26 protein-coding genes are annotated in these 15,008 nt (G+C 66.0%); 19 read left to right on the forward strand and 7 right to left on the reverse strand.

Translation table 11 applies throughout. From position 1 onward, the window contains the following. Positions 1–30 precede the first annotated feature (30 nt). The 12 genes from ACJ6WD_RS09575 (at position 31) to ACJ6WD_RS09630 (ending at position 3,923) form a co-directional block, all read left to right on the forward strand. The gene (locus tag ACJ6WD_RS09575; RefSeq protein ID WP_407615522.1) at positions 31–249 is read left to right on the forward strand and encodes a hypothetical protein; all 219 of its coding nucleotides are present in this window, start codon (positions 31–33) and stop codon (positions 247–249) included. Positions 250–328: 79 nt separating this feature from the next. Next, positions 329–715, forward strand: coding sequence for a hypothetical protein (locus tag ACJ6WD_RS09580; protein ID WP_407615523.1), 387 nt, complete (start codon positions 329–331; stop codon positions 713–715). Positions 716–763: 48 nt separating this feature from the next. Continuing rightward, positions 764–1,009 carry a hypothetical protein gene (locus tag ACJ6WD_RS09585; RefSeq protein ID WP_407615524.1) on the forward strand — a complete coding sequence of 82 codons (246 nt, stop codon included), beginning with the start codon at positions 764–766 and terminating at the stop codon, positions 1,007–1,009. Beyond that, positions 1,006–1,368 carry a hypothetical protein gene (locus tag ACJ6WD_RS09590; RefSeq protein ID WP_407615525.1) on the forward strand — a complete coding sequence of 121 codons (363 nt, stop codon included), beginning with the start codon at positions 1,006–1,008 and terminating at the stop codon, positions 1,366–1,368. The genes ACJ6WD_RS09585 and ACJ6WD_RS09590 overlap by 4 nt, the downstream gene beginning before the upstream one ends. Continuing rightward, the gene (locus tag ACJ6WD_RS09595) at positions 1,365–1,538 is read left to right on the forward strand and encodes a hypothetical protein (protein ID WP_407615526.1); all 174 of its coding nucleotides are present in this window, start codon (positions 1,365–1,367) and stop codon (positions 1,536–1,538) included. The genes ACJ6WD_RS09590 and ACJ6WD_RS09595 overlap by 4 nt, the downstream gene beginning before the upstream one ends. After that, positions 1,535–1,759 carry a hypothetical protein gene (locus ACJ6WD_RS09600; RefSeq protein ID WP_407615527.1) on the forward strand — a complete coding sequence of 75 codons (225 nt, stop codon included), beginning with the start codon at positions 1,535–1,537 and terminating at the stop codon, positions 1,757–1,759. The genes ACJ6WD_RS09595 and ACJ6WD_RS09600 overlap by 4 nt, the downstream gene beginning before the upstream one ends. Positions 1,760–2,452: 693 nt before the next feature. Further along, positions 2,453–2,857: a hypothetical protein gene (locus ACJ6WD_RS09605; RefSeq protein ID WP_407615528.1), complete on the forward strand. Its 405-nt coding sequence runs from the start codon at positions 2,453–2,455 to the stop codon at positions 2,855–2,857. Continuing rightward, complete coding sequence (locus tag ACJ6WD_RS09610) at positions 2,854–3,078, forward strand: hypothetical protein (protein WP_331246630.1); 225 nt, start codon at positions 2,854–2,856, stop codon at positions 3,076–3,078. The genes ACJ6WD_RS09605 and ACJ6WD_RS09610 overlap by 4 nt, the downstream gene beginning before the upstream one ends. Beyond that, on the forward strand, positions 3,075–3,275 hold the full coding sequence (locus tag ACJ6WD_RS09615) for a hypothetical protein (protein WP_331246629.1): 201 nt from the start codon (positions 3,075–3,077) through the stop codon (positions 3,273–3,275). Before ACJ6WD_RS09610 ends, ACJ6WD_RS09615 begins: the two co-directional genes overlap by 4 nt. After that, positions 3,272–3,439, forward strand: a complete 168-nt coding sequence (locus tag ACJ6WD_RS09620) for a hypothetical protein (RefSeq protein WP_331246628.1) — start codon at positions 3,272–3,274, stop codon at positions 3,437–3,439. The genes ACJ6WD_RS09615 and ACJ6WD_RS09620 overlap by 4 nt, the downstream gene beginning before the upstream one ends. A gap of 50 nt (positions 3,440–3,489) precedes the next feature. Then, positions 3,490–3,645 (forward strand): hypothetical protein, encoded by a 156-nt coding sequence (locus ACJ6WD_RS09625; RefSeq protein WP_407615529.1) that lies wholly within the window; start codon positions 3,490–3,492, stop codon positions 3,643–3,645. Continuing rightward, positions 3,642–3,923: a hypothetical protein gene (locus ACJ6WD_RS09630; protein ID WP_407615530.1), complete on the forward strand. Its 282-nt coding sequence runs from the start codon at positions 3,642–3,644 to the stop codon at positions 3,921–3,923. Before ACJ6WD_RS09625 ends, ACJ6WD_RS09630 begins: the two co-directional genes overlap by 4 nt. A 77-nt stretch (positions 3,924–4,000) precedes the next feature. Here ACJ6WD_RS09630 and ACJ6WD_RS09635 read toward each other — a convergent pair whose 3' ends face one another. Further along, positions 4,001–4,240, reverse strand: a complete 240-nt coding sequence (locus ACJ6WD_RS09635; protein ID WP_331246625.1) for a hypothetical protein — start codon at positions 4,238–4,240, stop codon at positions 4,001–4,003. Positions 4,241–4,316: 76 nt separating this feature from the next. Beyond that, positions 4,317–4,520: a hypothetical protein gene (locus ACJ6WD_RS09640; protein WP_331246624.1), complete on the reverse strand. Its 204-nt coding sequence runs from the start codon at positions 4,518–4,520 to the stop codon at positions 4,317–4,319. Between the two features lie 139 nt (positions 4,521–4,659). Here ACJ6WD_RS09640 and ACJ6WD_RS09645 point away from each other — a divergent pair, with 139 nt between their 5' ends. The 7 genes from ACJ6WD_RS09645 to ACJ6WD_RS09675 all read left to right on the forward strand — a co-directional run bounded on the left by ACJ6WD_RS09645 (position 4,660) and on the right by ACJ6WD_RS09675 (position 11,234). After that, positions 4,660–4,944, forward strand: a complete 285-nt coding sequence (locus ACJ6WD_RS09645; protein ID WP_331246623.1) for a hypothetical protein — start codon at positions 4,660–4,662, stop codon at positions 4,942–4,944. Positions 4,945–5,044: 100 nt separating this feature from the next. Further along, the gene (locus ACJ6WD_RS09650) at positions 5,045–5,287 is read left to right on the forward strand and encodes a hypothetical protein (protein ID WP_331246622.1); all 243 of its coding nucleotides are present in this window, start codon (positions 5,045–5,047) and stop codon (positions 5,285–5,287) included. Between the two features lie 401 nt (positions 5,288–5,688). Then, the gene (locus tag ACJ6WD_RS09655) at positions 5,689–6,027 is read left to right on the forward strand and encodes a hypothetical protein (protein WP_407615531.1); all 339 of its coding nucleotides are present in this window, start codon (positions 5,689–5,691) and stop codon (positions 6,025–6,027) included. Between the two features lie 335 nt (positions 6,028–6,362). Next, positions 6,363–8,000: a toxin glutamine deamidase domain-containing protein gene (locus tag ACJ6WD_RS09660; RefSeq protein ID WP_407615532.1), complete on the forward strand. Its 1,638-nt coding sequence runs from the start codon at positions 6,363–6,365 to the stop codon at positions 7,998–8,000. Beyond that, complete coding sequence (locus ACJ6WD_RS09665) at positions 7,997–8,266, forward strand: YrhB domain-containing protein (RefSeq protein ID WP_376442475.1); 270 nt, start codon at positions 7,997–7,999, stop codon at positions 8,264–8,266. Before ACJ6WD_RS09660 ends, ACJ6WD_RS09665 begins: the two co-directional genes overlap by 4 nt. Positions 8,267–8,770: 504 nt before the next feature. Continuing rightward, positions 8,771–9,784: a hypothetical protein gene (locus ACJ6WD_RS09670; RefSeq protein ID WP_376442472.1), complete on the forward strand. Its 1,014-nt coding sequence runs from the start codon at positions 8,771–8,773 to the stop codon at positions 9,782–9,784. An 877-nt stretch (positions 9,785–10,661) separates the two neighbouring features. Next, positions 10,662–11,234 (forward strand): hypothetical protein, encoded by a 573-nt coding sequence (locus tag ACJ6WD_RS09675; protein WP_376442870.1) that lies wholly within the window; start codon positions 10,662–10,664, stop codon positions 11,232–11,234. Between the two features lie 609 nt (positions 11,235–11,843). On the opposite strand, the gene ACJ6WD_RS09680 is transcribed toward ACJ6WD_RS09675, so the two are convergent. The 5 genes from ACJ6WD_RS09680 to ACJ6WD_RS09700 form a co-directional block, all read right to left on the reverse strand. Continuing rightward, positions 11,844–12,389 carry a hypothetical protein gene (locus ACJ6WD_RS09680; protein ID WP_407615533.1) on the reverse strand — a complete coding sequence of 182 codons (546 nt, stop codon included), beginning with the start codon at positions 12,387–12,389 and terminating at the stop codon, positions 11,844–11,846. A gap of 168 nt (positions 12,390–12,557) precedes the next feature. Beyond that, positions 12,558–13,223, reverse strand: coding sequence for a phosphotransferase (locus ACJ6WD_RS09685; RefSeq protein ID WP_407615534.1), 666 nt, complete (start codon positions 13,221–13,223; stop codon positions 12,558–12,560). 340 nt (positions 13,224–13,563) lie between these two features. Then, positions 13,564–13,737 carry a hypothetical protein gene (locus ACJ6WD_RS09690; RefSeq protein ID WP_376442855.1) on the reverse strand — a complete coding sequence of 58 codons (174 nt, stop codon included), beginning with the start codon at positions 13,735–13,737 and terminating at the stop codon, positions 13,564–13,566. 163 nt (positions 13,738–13,900) lie between these two features. Beyond that, entirely contained in the window at positions 13,901–14,305 is a 405-nt protein-coding gene (locus ACJ6WD_RS09695; protein ID WP_407615535.1) for a DUF6907 domain-containing protein, read from the reverse strand. Between the two features lie 99 nt (positions 14,306–14,404). Continuing rightward, positions 14,405–14,986, reverse strand: coding sequence for a GntR family transcriptional regulator (locus ACJ6WD_RS09700; RefSeq protein ID WP_407615536.1), 582 nt, complete (start codon positions 14,984–14,986; stop codon positions 14,405–14,407). Between the last annotated feature and the right edge of the window lie 22 nt (positions 14,987–15,008).

Raw genomic sequence — 15,008 nt, forward strand, 5'->3', positions numbered from 1 at the left:
CCGCATCCGCACTGTCCTAGGGAGATCGAGATGAGCCGAGCAATGGACCGCATCCGCCGCGAGGCGATGGAGCAGTACGGAGATGCTCCCACCAACCCGACCGAGGCGTTGGATCACGTCCTCGCTGTCTTCGCCGACGCCCCTGACGACCGGATCGTCCTGGAGGCCACGAACAACATCTACGGCCCTGGCGTCCGCACCGGCCTCACGATGGGCGACCTTCGCGCCCTCCAGGCCAAGCTCGCCTGACCCGACCTGATCGCCACCCGGGTGCACGGCCCGACCGTGCGCCCTACGAGGCACTCAGCCCGCAGTCCGAGGGGGACCCATGCACCGCACTGTCACCGCCATCCGCCGCACGATCGCCGCCGCTCTCGCCGCCGGCCAGAACCTCCGCTACACGGCCCTCTCCGGCGAGGTCGCCGCCCTAGTCGCCGCGGGCCGGCTGGTGCGCACCGGGGACGTCCTGGACCGGCTCGGCGCGGGCGACCTGCCCGACGGGCAGAAGTCCTGGTACGGCCGGCACGTAGCGAAGGCGCACCGCGCGATGCACGGCGGCGCGGATGCGGTCCGGGTGTGGGCGCAGCACCGCGCGACCGGCCGCTGGATCCACGTACACGTCTACCGGCCCGCCGAGCCGGCCCTGTTCGCCGGGCTCGCCTCCTACAAGGCCACTCGTCACCTCGCCCAGGCCCAATTCACGGCGGCGGCATAGACCAACTCCGCCGCCCAGTCCGCCCGCATCAGCCCGAAGGAGCACGTCATGGATCCGATGGATGTCCCGACCGAGGTCACGAAGCTCGTCTACACCGCGCCGCGCACCGAGGCTCGTTCGCAGAACGAGGTGGCTGAGTTGCTGGCCCACTACTGGCCGGCGATCGAGAATCATGTTCGCCGTCAGGTGCTGCGTGAGGCCGCCGCGATTGGCCGCGAATTGAGCCGGAAGGGCTACAGCGCCCAGGAGATCGCGAAGAAGCTCGACGGCATGGCTGACGGCGGCGCCTGGTGACCGCCGCTGACCTCTCCGGCCGCATCGACGGCTACGGCCTCGGCATCGTCCTGCGCGTCGACCAGATACGTGCCGAGACGCTCGACCAGCTGGCCCGCGCGTGGGCCGACGACTCGACTGCTGTCACCGACGCCCTGGACCGGCTCGCCGCGGTGGTGCAGCGCACCACCGACCCGGACGACGACACCGGCTGGCACCCCGCCGCCGTGGATGCGGCCCGCGACGACCTGGAGGCGGTCGCCGGCCTCGACGCCGCCGAAGTCACGCTGCGGCACGACACCGCCATCGCGCTCGCCGACCAGCTGCACACCGCCGCCTGCGCAACATTCACCGCACACACCCGAGGAGAGGCAGCATGACGAGTGAATCCCCCAACCGAGGCACCTGCGGTGTGTGCAGCCGCGAGATGGCTCTGACGAAGACGGGCAAGGTGTGGCCGCACTCCAACGGCATCACCAGCATCGTCGACCCACGGCGCGGACAGCACTGTGCTGGCGCCGGCAAGCCGCCTGCCCTGGAGCAGCGATGACCACCCGCCCCCGTAAGCCGTGGCGTGTCGTTCTCGAAAGCCCGACCGGCCCCAGCCCGGAGTCCGAGTTCACCAGCGAGACCAAGACCTACGAGTACGTCCGCGAAGAGCTGCGGAAGGCTGCAGCCGGCGAGACGAAGACGACCGCAGTCCGCATCAACAAGTGGGAAGCCGGCAACTGGTGGCACTTCGAGACGATCAAGCTGGGGGAATGGACGTGACCGAGCCTCGCTATCCGCTTCTCGTAGCCCTCCTTGGAGGGCGTGTCCAGCACTCGGCGCGGCTGGCCGGCGCAGGGCCTGCCGTCACCACCCTGTGCCGCAAACGCGGAACCCCTACAGGAGATGGCGACGGCTTGCCCTACTGCCGGGCCTGCGCCGACCGCCCCAACCCCATCAGCCAGCAGTCCCACCGACATGGAGTAGCTGTGCCCAGTAACCGACATGGAGTAGCTGTGCCCAGTAGCAGTCTGATCGCCGTCCTCCGCATGGAGGGTCTCACCGACCAGCAGGCCCGAGGCCTCGTCGAGCAAGCAGACCCCATCGCCCTTCGGGCACAGGCCGATTTGCTTGCTGACCGCGTCCCACCGGTAACCGCCGGGCCACTCACAAACCACGACCGTCGATATCGCGATGCCGCCGCCGAACTGCGCCAGCTCGCATGCCACTTCGAGTCAGAGGCACAGTGATGACCGCGCCGGGTACCGAGCCGCCTCTGCCGCGCTGCGCCACTTGCGGGGACGAGCGGGGCCCCTGGCGGCCGACAGACGAGCGGTATCCGTCCGGGGCCCAAGTCTTCGCCTGCAGCGACGGGTGCTCGACCGGCGAGGAGACCGCCAGCAGCGCCGGCCGATCGCGGTGACAACGCCAACTGACCAACGCCCAGTGCAACCCAGCGAAACCAAGGAGAAGACCATGGCACGCCAGCAGACTCCGACCATCACCCTCACCATCGACACCCACCTGCGGCAGGCACTCGATTACCTGGCAACCGGCACCGACGGAACCCCGGAAGAGATCGCACGCAAGGCCATCCTCGACGCCGCGCTCCAGACCCGCGCCTGTGACTCGCGGCAGGCCCACACCACAAGGAGCAGCAGCATGGAACCCAACATCCAGGCCGGCCAGGTTTGGGAATCCATCTACGGCGGCGCCCACGTCGCTATCACCCGGATCGATGGCACCCGCATCCGCCTCGCCACCGTCACCATCGAAGGCGATGCCGCCCACCCCTACGGAAGCGAACGGTGGGCGACCGTCGGGCAGCTCAGTAAGGCGTATCGCCTCACCGGCCTCGTCATCACCGAGGAGGAACAATGACCGGCCACATCCGAATGGATCAGATCTACAGCAGCTGCGACCCCCGCGGTGGGCCCCGCATCCGCATCACCGACTACCTCCCCGGCGACACCCATGCCGGCGTCGTGGACGCTCACAACAGCAAGCGCCCCCGCAAGATCCGCGTCAGCGACCTGCACGCCACCGACACCACGAAGACCGGCGCCAAGCGCCGCACCGGCTACGCCCTGGAGGAGCAGTGACTGCCCGGAAGACCGTCATGGAGCCCGGCAACACCTACAGCCGCGGCGGCAACACGTTCATCTGCACCGGCCTCAGCACCCACCCCAACAGCGGCGAGACGTGGGCCATGGGCTGGCTCGCCGTCGGCTACCACTTCGGCGCCAACGGCGTCGCCCAACACGACTGGGAACACTGGATCGACAAGGAGCAGTCGTGACCACTCGTTTCGCCCCCGGCGCCCACGTCCACCACGGTGGCCAGATCTGGGCGCGCACTCTGCCCGGTGACACGGGCGTCATCTTGGTCGTCAAGGGCCCGGACGTGCACGACGACCACGAGGGCGTCGACCCCGGCACCCGCATGTTCAACGAGTCCGCCTGAGCTTTCCTGGCCCGCCGCAGACCGCGGCAGGCCCAACCACAGGAGCAGAAATGCCCGAAGCCCTGCAGGCGCCCGCTATCGCACAGGCCGAGCTGGACCGGCTGCGAGCCATCGAGGCCCGCGTCCGCGCCCTCCTCGACCGTGGCGCCGACATCGCCTGGCCCGAACTCCGCGATGCCTACCAAGGACCCGAGGGGCAGCAGTGACCGTTCCCAACGCGTTCGGCCCGAACCTGACTCCGGGCTACGTCAACGCGCCCGGCTCCACCAGCGAACAACTCCCGCCCGAGATCCTGGCCGCGATCGACGTACCGCCGTACCTGTCCACCGCATGCGACACAGCGGCACGCGTCGAAGCGGTAGACGTGCCGGACGCCGCGGACTGGGCGCGGCGCCTTCACCAGCGGTGCCGATTCAACAACAAGTACACCGGCGTCGACTGTGCATGCGCCTGTCACCAGCCAGAGCGTCCCAAGGACGCGTGATCCCGACGTCTGGGCCGGCTGGTCGGCTTCGATCTGAAGTCGACCAGCCTCGACCCAGTGCTTTGGGTAACTCCGGTCTAGACCTTGGCCACCCAACCCCGCACCGGAGGACGCTCGCCCGCCTCGTCGACGTAGCGAATCACATCGGAAAGGCGCTCTGCAGCCTCATTGTCACCGGCATCGTCCAGCTCGCCGGACTTCACTCCGAGAGCCGGAATCGTCTCCCCGGTGATCTCACCCGTCGCGTACAGGCGACTGATCGGGCCACCGTCCCGATGAGGGCGCAGAGTCTCACGGACCGCACTGTCAGTCATCATGCCGTCAGCGTAGGGATGTGCCACGCGGCGGGCAGCCCATTTCGGGAATCGCTGGCGCGCGGGCTCGGTCGCACGGTCAGTCTGCGGCGGGGAGCCTGCGGGCCAGGTTCCCGGCCAAGTGCCGTGCCGCGAAAGCCCCCTTGCCGGTTCCTTCGGCCAGCAGCTGCAGGAGCTCCACCGCGGCACGCGCCTCGGGCAGGGTCAGCAGCGGGAGGCGCTGCTCGTCCTCGTCGACGATGCCTTCGATGAGGTCCAGGAGCCGGTCATCCAATTCGCTCATGATCCTAGGAACGGGACTCTGACCTGCACGGTTACGACGCTCTGGGCTGGCACATGTCTCTGGCATATGCGTTCGGCTGACTTGCTGCATGTTGCGCTATCGTGCGTCACGAATGGTGAATCCACACCGGGAGGGGACCATGGACGCCGCCTGGACCATCGAGGCCATCTGCGAAGCCCTCGGCGACCCCGCCCTCACCAAGAAGTGCCTCGCCGAGATCAACAAGGCTCCTGTCGGTGAACTCGTAGCCGTCGTCGAGAAGTGGGCTGGCATCGCCACCCGCATCCAGACCGCCGAGCAGCGGGGCCGGGAACTCGCCGCAGCCGACCGTCGAGGCGAGGAACTCCCGGGAGAGTGGGTCGACCGCACCGAGTGGGTCCAGCGCGAAGCCGCCCAAATCCGGGCCGGCCGCGGCGCCGCCTAACCTTCCAACCCAATTACGCAACGTCGCTGATCCGATACTCTGCTGAACGCCGACCTCAACCGGCCCGTGTTCAGGAAGACCCCCGTAGGAGGTCAGCGCGTTGTTCCGGCTCATCTACGACCCCGGCGTCGAGCCCCTCCACGACCAACTCCCGCCAGCCGTCAGCCACGCCCTCACTACGGCCCTCGAAGCCGCCTGCCACGACCCCATCGGACACACCGCACCCCGCGGTCACGCCGACGAGTGGAACCGGCAGCTACACGTTGACGGCGCCCTCGCCATGATCTTCGTCAGCTACGGCCAGAAGACCCTCGCCGTACTCGACATCATCGATCTCAGCTGAAGCCCACGCGCCTCCTCGCCTATCTCACGCTCCGCTCCACCCCTGGCTCAAGGATCCCGGTCTCATAGCCGATGGCGACTGCGTGCGGGGTCGTCCGGGCGCGCAGCGAGATCCGCATCTGATGGATCAGAGACCCCGCAACCTTCGGACGGATCCGGAGCATCTCAGCGATCTCCGTGTGCGTATGGCCCCGCGCCAGCAGGCGCAGGACGGCGGCCTCATGCTCGGTGAGGTGCGGCGTCCACGACATAGCGTCAGTGTTCTGGCGGCCTGAGGCGACGCGCAGCAGATTCGGAAGGTTTCCTGTTGCCCAATGACCCCGCCCTCCGATGGGCCGCAGCAAGCCCCGCCTTCACATCGACGCGCACCCACGTTCGAATCCAGGAGTAAAATCCCGCGGAGTGAGCGACGACTTCCCCGACGACCTGGTGCAACTGCAACGCGACCTTCGACAGGCCGCCACCAACCTCAAGGCGTACCTCGACGAACGCCCCCACGCCCCCGAGGCAATCGACGGCTGGCACGTCAAGCCCGGCGAAGGCTACTGGCTCGAACGCCACCGCGAGGCGTCCCCCGGCTGGACCGACGAGGAGAAGCAGACCGAGGTCGACCTCCGCAACACGCTCCTCAACCTCATCCAACAGGTCCACGGACACCCCCACTGGGACACCCTGTCGGGACCCGACCTCGTGAAGGCCCGCATGCGGCTCAAGCACGTCGACGACCCCACCGCGGAATAGCTCACCCCGCAGAGGCTCCCGTCCGACTTCCCTCGGGCGGGAGCTTCATCGTTGCGGCCAAACACCCCTCTGCCGGCCAGCGTTGGCTCGGGACGCCTGAGCGTTGAAGCAAGGCGGCCGTCCGCTGCGAGCATGCCCCCTTGGGCATCGATGTCCGAAAAATGACCATGAGCACCTCAGGTGTATATGATCACGATCAGCGCGATAGGTGGACTTCGTCCCTGGCAAGGGGAGTGTGCCTATCTGCCCTACGCGCGCCGTTGAGTAAACCCGCCCCGAGGTCGTGGCCGGTTCGTCCGACGCGCCTACCTGTCGCCAACGACACATGAGGGGCCATGCAAAACCGCTGGGAAACCAAAGCCGCAGCATTCCTGCTGACGCTTTCCGTGCTCTTCACCGGAGGAATGGGTGAAGCCATAGCAGCCGAGCCTCAGCAGGCCAGTTCGGTACTGAAGAAGTGCGAATCTCTGCCCCTGCTGGAGAAACTCGCTTGCATTAAGGATCAAGTCAAGGATCACGTCGCCGGCCGGGCGGCCGGACTGGGGCTGCTGCTGCTCTTTGTTGCGGAGCACGACTGGCATGACGAGTCCAAGCAGGCTTTTCCGGATCTGTACAAGAAATGGCAAGAGGTCCAGAAAGCCGCGAAGGTTGCATCCTCGCCACTGCAGTTGAAAGAAGAGGACTTCAAGGACCCGAAGCTCGCAGCCCAAGCGATCAAGCAGCAGCAGAATCTTCTCAAATCTCTGCAAACCGAATTCGAACTCCTCTACCAGCCGGCCGCCAAGTCAATCCAACTCGCAAAAGCCATGGCGCAGCTCACCACCCTGCTCGCCCCGGTGCTGAAAGACGTCACGGAATTCATCAGCGACCCCGAAGTCAAGCAAACACTCAACAAAATCAACGCTGGCTTCGACCAGATGGACAGCGCGCTGATCGGTCTAAATAAAGATGTCGGCCAAATGAACAAGGGTATGGCCCAGATGAACCGTGGGCTGGACCAGATGAATGATGCCCTGGAGGAAATGAACAAGGCTCTAGGCCAGGTGAATGGGGCCTTGGATGGGATGAACAAAGCCCTAGACCAGGTGAACAGGGCCATGGATCAGATAAACCAGGCCATCAACGGAGCCAACAAGGGCATCGAAAAGGCTAATGCCGGCATGAAGGGCATGAACGACACCCTTGACGAACTGAACGAGAAACTGAAGGGCAAGTCGGGCGACAGCCCCTTCAAAGACCTAGACCTCTCCGGTGTCGCCGACTACGTGCGGGGCGGCCCCAAGGCGGAGGAGGACAAGGTAAGGCAAACAATCGTATCTGCGGTTATAAACCTCATCCCCTTCGTTGGCGACGCAAAGGGGGTCGCGGAACTCCTGTCAGGCCAGGACTCTGTTACCGGAGAACACCTCTCGCCTGCCGACCGAATCATCGGTGCCACCATCGTCCTGCGCTGGATCAAGGTCGGAAAGACAGCCATCAAAGCCGAGGAAGTGGTCAAGGCTGTAAGGAACGAAAAATCGTTCAACCGAATCGGCAACATTCGCTGGGGAGAAGGCGGCGGCGGGAAGACGGTGCTGGGCGATTCCTATAAGACACCCGTAACCGACGACCTGCGCGAACTCGTCAACCCCGGAGGCGGGAAAACCAATTGTCGCGCCTGCGTCGTGGGCGTCGAGAGGACCCTGGACGGTACACCGGCATCCGCTCTTCCCGAAATAGGCCGTGGGCCCCTCACGTCACTGGAGAAGTACTTCCCCGGCAAGAAGTTCGTCACCAGGTCCCTTTCTAACATTGTCAAAGATGTTAAGTCGGCCGGCGACGGTGCGCGCGGCATCGTCTTCGGACAAGACCCCCGCGGCGGCCACGTATTCAACGTAATTAACCGCGACGGAGATGTGATATTTTTGGACGCGCAGAGCGGCCACGCGGCACCAACGGGATACAGTAGCTACCAGTTTATGAGGACGAAATGACGCTCAGCCGATCCGAAGCATTGAAGGCAGCGGAAGAGCTGCTCGTACAGGAGACGGGACCCTACGACCCAGCCCTCAAGGTCGACTACGAACTCGTGCTGGAAAAGAACGGACTCCTCATCGTCCCCTTCAACTCCGAGCAATACCTCGAAACCCGCGACGCCCGCGACATGCTCCTCGACTGCTGGCCCATCCTGGTCGACCTCACCACTGGAGAAGCCCGCCTGGGAACAATCGAGGAAAGAGCCCTCTGGAGCGAACAGTGAGCCCCTACAGGCCACTACACCACCAGACCGGCAACTCCCCGGCACCCCGCGCATGAAACCGAAGCCCGACAACAAGCCGGCCAACGACTGACGGCACGAAGGCCCCGCCCACCGGCGGGGCCTTCGAAGTTGCCGCTCCCTTGCGCGAACTCATGACCCGGGCTCGGAACTCCACTACGGACGGACGCCCGGCACCCCAGCACAAAGGGACCCGCAGTACACGCAGCCAGGGTCCCACGGCCAACAGCCAGCAATCGGGACGACAAAACCCCGCCACGAGGGCGGGGTTGACACGCACCCGGAACCCACACCACGACCGCGTCCTCCCGCGGGAACCCTGCCGGGCACCGCTGGGCTGATTCGCGACCGCCAGCACGCCGCCCACCCATCCTCCAGCAGGCAACCGGCCCCTGGGCGTCAGGCGAAGCCATGCCTCAAAACCGACCGCTGGGGCCATCTGGTAGACCTGCCAGACCGACAACACCAGACCCGAAGGTGCGCCCCATGACCGTCTTCGCCCAACCCGCCTCACTCAAGACGCCATCGGTGCGCAAACACTACGAAGACACCATCCTCAAGCCCGTCGTGTTCAAAGACCAGGCCCGCCTCATCACGACGCAACTCCACAACCAGCTGGACCAGTTGTTCCCCGACGGCCAAGCCCAACTCTGGGGAGTCACCCCCGGACAAGGCGGCGCGAACCTCCCCCAGATCCGGAAAATGAAGCCCGGAGACACCGTCTTCTTCTCCGGCAACAAACGCCTCTACCTCGTCGGCACCATCGCCGCCACCTGGCACAACCCCAACCTCGCCCGCCAACTCTGGGGAATCGACGAACGCACCCAGCAAACCTGGGAGCACATGTACGCCCTCACAGACGTCCGCGGCATCAACGTCCCCATGGACGAAGTACGCGCTCTCCTCGACTGGGTACCCAACCGCAACATCCAAGGATTCGGGGCCCTCCGAGAAGACGACGGCCTCGCCCTCACCGACCACGTCAACTTCATCCCCAGCGCCCCCACACTCACACCGGCCACCACACCCCAGGCCCCAAGCATCCCCAAGCAGCGGCCCACAGGACCATCAGACGGCGAAGCAACAACCCAGTCCCGGCGCGAGCAAGCCCGCCTCAAGAACTACCTCCTCCCCGGCCCCACAGGCGACTGTGCCCTCTGCGGCCGCACATTCCCCCGAGCGTTCCTCGTCGCCGCACACATCAAAAAGCGGGCCGCCTGCACCGAAGACGAACGCTGGGACCTCAACGTCGGCATGCTCGCCTGCCTCCTCGGCTGCGACAGCCTCTACGAACACGGCCTCATCACCGTCAACGAAGACGGAGCCCTGCACACCAGCCCAGCAGCCCAACACGCCCCATTCGTGAGCAAACACATCGACGAACACCTCAAAGGCCGCACCACCACCTGGTGGAACCCCGACCGCGAGAAGTACTACGCCTGGCACCGAACCCACACCTTCCAAACCGGCGCACTACTCCCCGCACAAGTCAACGCCTGACGCCGGGAAGCCCCGCCCGGCGGAGAGCCGGGCGGGGCTTCCAGTGCGATCACAGGAACCAATGCGCCCCGGCTGCCCCCGAACTCAAGCTCACCAGCCACAAGAACAGCGCCGGCGACGCCGCCACATGGAGGTGGCGTCCCGCCCTCACCTCCAATCCCCAACTGCCGGCACTAATCTGCCAGCTCGACGGGCCGTCCTCAGGCCCATCAGGGTCGGGGGCACTCCCTACTGCTACGGTCATGACGACCTCCATGTCAGTGGTGGCACTTGGTGCGCGGGCCGGTGCTCGTGAGCACCAGCGACGGCCGAGAAGCGTGCGATGCTTCTCGGCCTTGCGCTTCCACTGACACTAGGTGAGCCGGTTCCACCCTCGGTGACATTCCGGCGACACATAAGTCTTGTCGAAAACAGCAGGTCAGCTGTGTCTTAAGAGTCATTTTCGAACCACGGAACGAGGGTGACCTCGCAAGTTCAGCAGGGTGGGACTGCTGGGCGCCGTCGCCCTGAACCCAACCTGGAGGCCACTCAACCTGGCTGGAAAGCGATCACCTTGGCCTCCGACGGCCCGGCCGCCGCGTGCGAAGCCTCTCGATGCTTGCGTGCCGGCTCAGGCCGCCAGGCCCTCCTCGCGCGGGGGCACCGCCGGACACCGCCGGCAAACCCACGACCGCGCCCACAACACCCGGTCATCCCCCGCGGCTTGTGCGCGCCGCGACGGACGGAGGCCGATCCTGGCCGGGCGGGTCAGCGATAGAAGCCTCGCGGAGCGAACCCCAGTCAGCGCATCACCACCATGGCCCGAAAAACCGACCCCTGAGGCCATCTGGTAGATCTGCGAGACCGACAGTCCCGAGTATCACGACGGGGGAGAGCGATGAACGAGATGCTCGCTGCATTGCTTAGCGGACTCGCCGGCCTTATCGGCGCCGGCGTCGGAGGATGGGCCACCTGGCGAGCAGCCCGCCACCAGGCCAATGCCGCCGTCACCGCAGCCCTAGAGCAAGTGAACGGGCAAGCACGCAACGAAGAAACTCACTGGATCAGGCAAGAACGCCGCCAGCTCTACAGCAAAGTCACCACAGCTCGAACCGAGTTCGAAACCGCGCTAGCAGCCTGGGAAGACACACCAGAGCCGGCCCACTCCCCGCTCTACAGAGACGCCGAAAACACGCTGCGGCGCCTCAGGGACGCGTGCCACGAAGTCGCCACCCTCGGCCCAGACAACGTCGCGCAAGCCGCTTTCAAGATAGGAGCCGCGGCTGGCGAAGTCATGGCATCGGCCATCGCCCGCGCGGCGGTCGACGCCGGCCAAAATGAGCCCGAGACACTCGAAACCGCTGCGGCGATCGGTGAATGGAAAAGCGTCCTCAGGATCGCGCAGGCCGACTTCACACGCGCGGCCCGCTCCACCTTCACCAGCCACCTACTTCAAATGCCAAGTTCCTGACCCACCAGCCGACACCAACCACCAGCTCGCCAAAACCGGGCGCGATGCAAGCCGGACACTGGCCGCAGTGCAGCGACCGCGCCCACCGGGCCCGCGCATCCTCCTCCTCAGCCATTGCTCGACGAAACCGGGTGCCCAACCTAGGTCCACATGCCAGAGGATGAGCATGTGACGAGAACGAGCGAAGCCAAAGCAGCCGTAGCCCAACTGTGGCAGGAACACATGAAAGCGCCCTTCCCCGCCACGCTACGCCGCCGAGAAGTAGCAGGCATCGACATAGCGGAACTCGACCTATACACGGCCGGATGCGTATCCACCTGGCAACACAACGACGGCACCCTCGACGCGGAACACCACCGAATACTCCGCGAATGCATCGCAGACCTCGACCGAGTCCTGCCCTTACTCACCCGAGAAGAAGAGCGCCAATACTGTCAACACCTCCGCCGCATGGCCGCGTTCGCCGCAGACGGCGACCCCCAGCCCACCCCGTAGATTTAAGGCCCCGCCCAAGTGGCGGGGCTGCTCCACGTTCCGGCTCAAGCCGCCACAGCCTCCTCCGGCAGGAACAGGGCCGGACGCCGCCGGCGTACAACGACCGCGACCACGTCACCCACGAGGCCGGAGTCGATAGCGGCGCCACCAAGAGCTAGGCCCCGAGATCGGAACAGCATCACGGAGATCAGCACCACGGAAGAAGAAGGCCGCAGCCTCCACGAACTCGTCATGAAGCCGCTCGACCTCATCCCGCCGAGCAACCAGATCAGCCCGATCCTCCGCATGACGCAAAGAACTTGGCGCTCTCAGAGTATCCGACGCCAACCGCATCAGCGCGGCATCGTCAACAACCAGGCGAAGCCGCGCCAGCGCATGCTCAGCCTGTGCACGAAGACGGTAGGTCTCATCCCGCTCCCGCGACTGCTGCTCGGCAGGAGCGTCTTCATCCTTGAGCCGCCACCGGAAGTAGAGGTTCTTGCGGTACTCCATCAAGATGCCAATGAACGCGCTACAGGCAGCCAGTTGCTCCTGCCGAAGCCGCTCACGGCCCTGCACCCGATCCGCGCGCTCCACCGACCGCCGCTGAAACGAGTACGACACCCACGCGCCCAGAAGAGTGCCCACCACAGCGACAAGGCTCGCTAAGACAGCTTCCATGCCTCAGCAATACCCCCTGCGAAACCGACCACCAGTTGGCACGACGACCGGCCGCCAGCCAGCAGTTGACGCGACGAAGCCCCGCCTCTGCAGACGGGGCAGCCCTCCGCGCACGCGAACACACAGCGGCCCGACGGGTCATCGCCTGTCGGGCCGATTCGCTCTCCACTACCGCGCAGCCACCGTCGCCCCCAGGAGCGCCGAGAACCGGGCGTTCGACGGCCGGGCACCGACCGCCCCGATACGGGCCTCCCACTGGCGACACACGCCCGTCACGAACGCCTCCACCGCAGCCGGCTCGGCCGCCCGCCACGACGGGAACCCTGCCGCCCAATCGAGCGCCTCACCGGCCGACACGTCAGCCTCCATCAGCCGCACAGCCGTGTACGCCACATCCACCCACGCCGGGCCAACCGCCGACATCGCCCAATCCACCAGCCACGCCCTGTTGCCGCCGACGAGGAGGTTGTGCGGGTTGGTGTCGGTGTGGAGCAACGCATCCCCAGAAAGCAGCGCCAGCTCGTCGGCGCCTAGGACATCCGCGAACCGATCCGCGAACCGTGGCACACCCCCCGGCGCACACACGCCCTGCACCGACCGCAGAACATCGGCGACCAACTGCCGGTCCTCCTCCTGCACCAGGTCGACGTGACGGCCATCGACACACTCGAACACGAGCAAATCCCAGCCGCCAGCCTCCACCTGCCAACGCAAGACCGGACTAACCGAGCGCACCACCGGGCTGACGACCACCTCCCACCGCTGCGCCTCACAGCCGGCGCCATCCTCGACCCGGACACCCTTCACGAACAGCGCACCCGCGGCCGTGTCCAAGCGCGCCGCCACAGCACACGTGAGCCCATCAGAGACCGATTTCACGCCCAGCACAGGGCCTGTACGCGCCTCAACAGCAGCCCGGACCACGCCCGGCAGGTCACGCCACTCGAAACGCGGTGCCACCAACGCCCCTCCCGACAGTGAGGGCCGCACACCGCGGCCCCCACCATCATCCAGGCGTCACGACTGCGTCGCCCCACACTTGCGGCAACGCGGCCTACCACTCCACGGCACCCACTCGTGCTCACACTCGTTGTAGACGATCAACAGACTCACCCCCTCCCACAGAACACCCACCACAGCCACCAGGCGGCGACCGGGAAACCCGCGGCCCGAATCAACCGCGCTTACGAGACGGCTTGATCCACGGCGGGTAGATGCCGTGCTCGATCATCCGGACGAGTTCCCGGAACTTCTCCCGGTCCTCCTCGGTCTTGGCATTCGCCAGGTCCCGCTTGGCCATGGCGAGGAGTTCGTCAGACGTGGTGCGACGGCTAGGCAAAATCTTCATCGCGGATTCCTTCCTTGATGGACCCCAGGACCACCCCGGGGACAGATAGATACGGCGGATACACAGCCGGCTCCGAGCAGGCGCTCAACCCCAAGGGCGACGACCGACCCGCCCCTCGAAAGCCGGGCAGCACAGGCGGCCCGGCCGGAGGTAGGCGGGAATGTCAGCCCATCTGGGCCCGCAGCACCCGCAGGGTGTCCACGAACGCCTGCGCCTGCACGATCAGCAGATCCACCTCGGGCGCCGACATCTCGACGTCGGTCTGCCCCTGCACGTACAACGTCGTCTCACCAGCATCCGAGCCGCCGTCGTACCGGAACAACTCCGCCCGCATGAACGACTCGCCCGCAGCGAACACCGCCGGATTGTCCAGCCGAGCCTGAATGCCCCAGTGCGACGTCACCGACGGACCAAACACATGCTTCGTCGGCGCGTGACGGTCACGGCACCACAACGGACACGCCGTCGGATGCTGGACGGGCGGCTCAGAGGCGACCGCCGGAGACGGGACGGCGCAGGACGTGGCCGGCGCCATAGCGACGGCGGCAGACGAGGTTGCTACGCTCATGGGTGAAACTCCAATCTGACGCGGTTGAGGTTTCCTGATCAGCGAGGTGCAACTCGCTGGTTGAACTGGCCGGACGGGTGCAACCGTCCGGCCGTTTTGCTACTCGGCGAGCTGCGCGACGAGCGCCCGCGTCAAGGCGGCCAGCACTTCACGAGTCATGTGCTCGGTGAGCGTTGCGGCAGCGAGCTGCGGATCCGTAACTGACACGGGCACGCTGCGAGTTACCGGATCGGCGACGAATGCTCCCTGGCCCTGGTGCGAGACGACGAGCCCCTCGGCTCGAAGCAAGGCGATGCCCTTTCGGACCGTCGCGCGGGTCGTCGCGTATTGCGCCGCAAGGCTGTGCTCGGATGGAAGTCGCGCGCCGGCTGACAGCTTGCCCGCCATGATCTCGGCTCGCAGTTCGTCGGCAATCTGCCTGTACCGTCGCGACCTCTCCGGCCTGCTGTGGCCGTTGTAGCGCGGCTGCTCGGTTCGGATGGCGAAGGACTCTGCTGCTGCGGCGAGCGGTCGGGTATCGAACCACTTCACCTCGTTGCTTGCGATCTCCGATCCCCAAGCCTGATCGAGTCGGTGCTGCCGAAGGCGTGCCGCTGGGTCTTGTGCGATGCCGACGTACAGCAGTGCGCTGGCTTCGTCGTAGAGGCGGTAGAGCGCGGTGCGCTCGGGGGCATCCGGCATGAGTCTCCCCTCGGGAACTGTG

It is taken from the genome of Streptomyces sp. VTCC 41912, assembly GCF_045799175.1.
GTDB classification, from domain to species: domain Bacteria; phylum Actinomycetota; class Actinomycetes; order Streptomycetales; family Streptomycetaceae; genus Streptomyces; species Streptomyces albulus_C.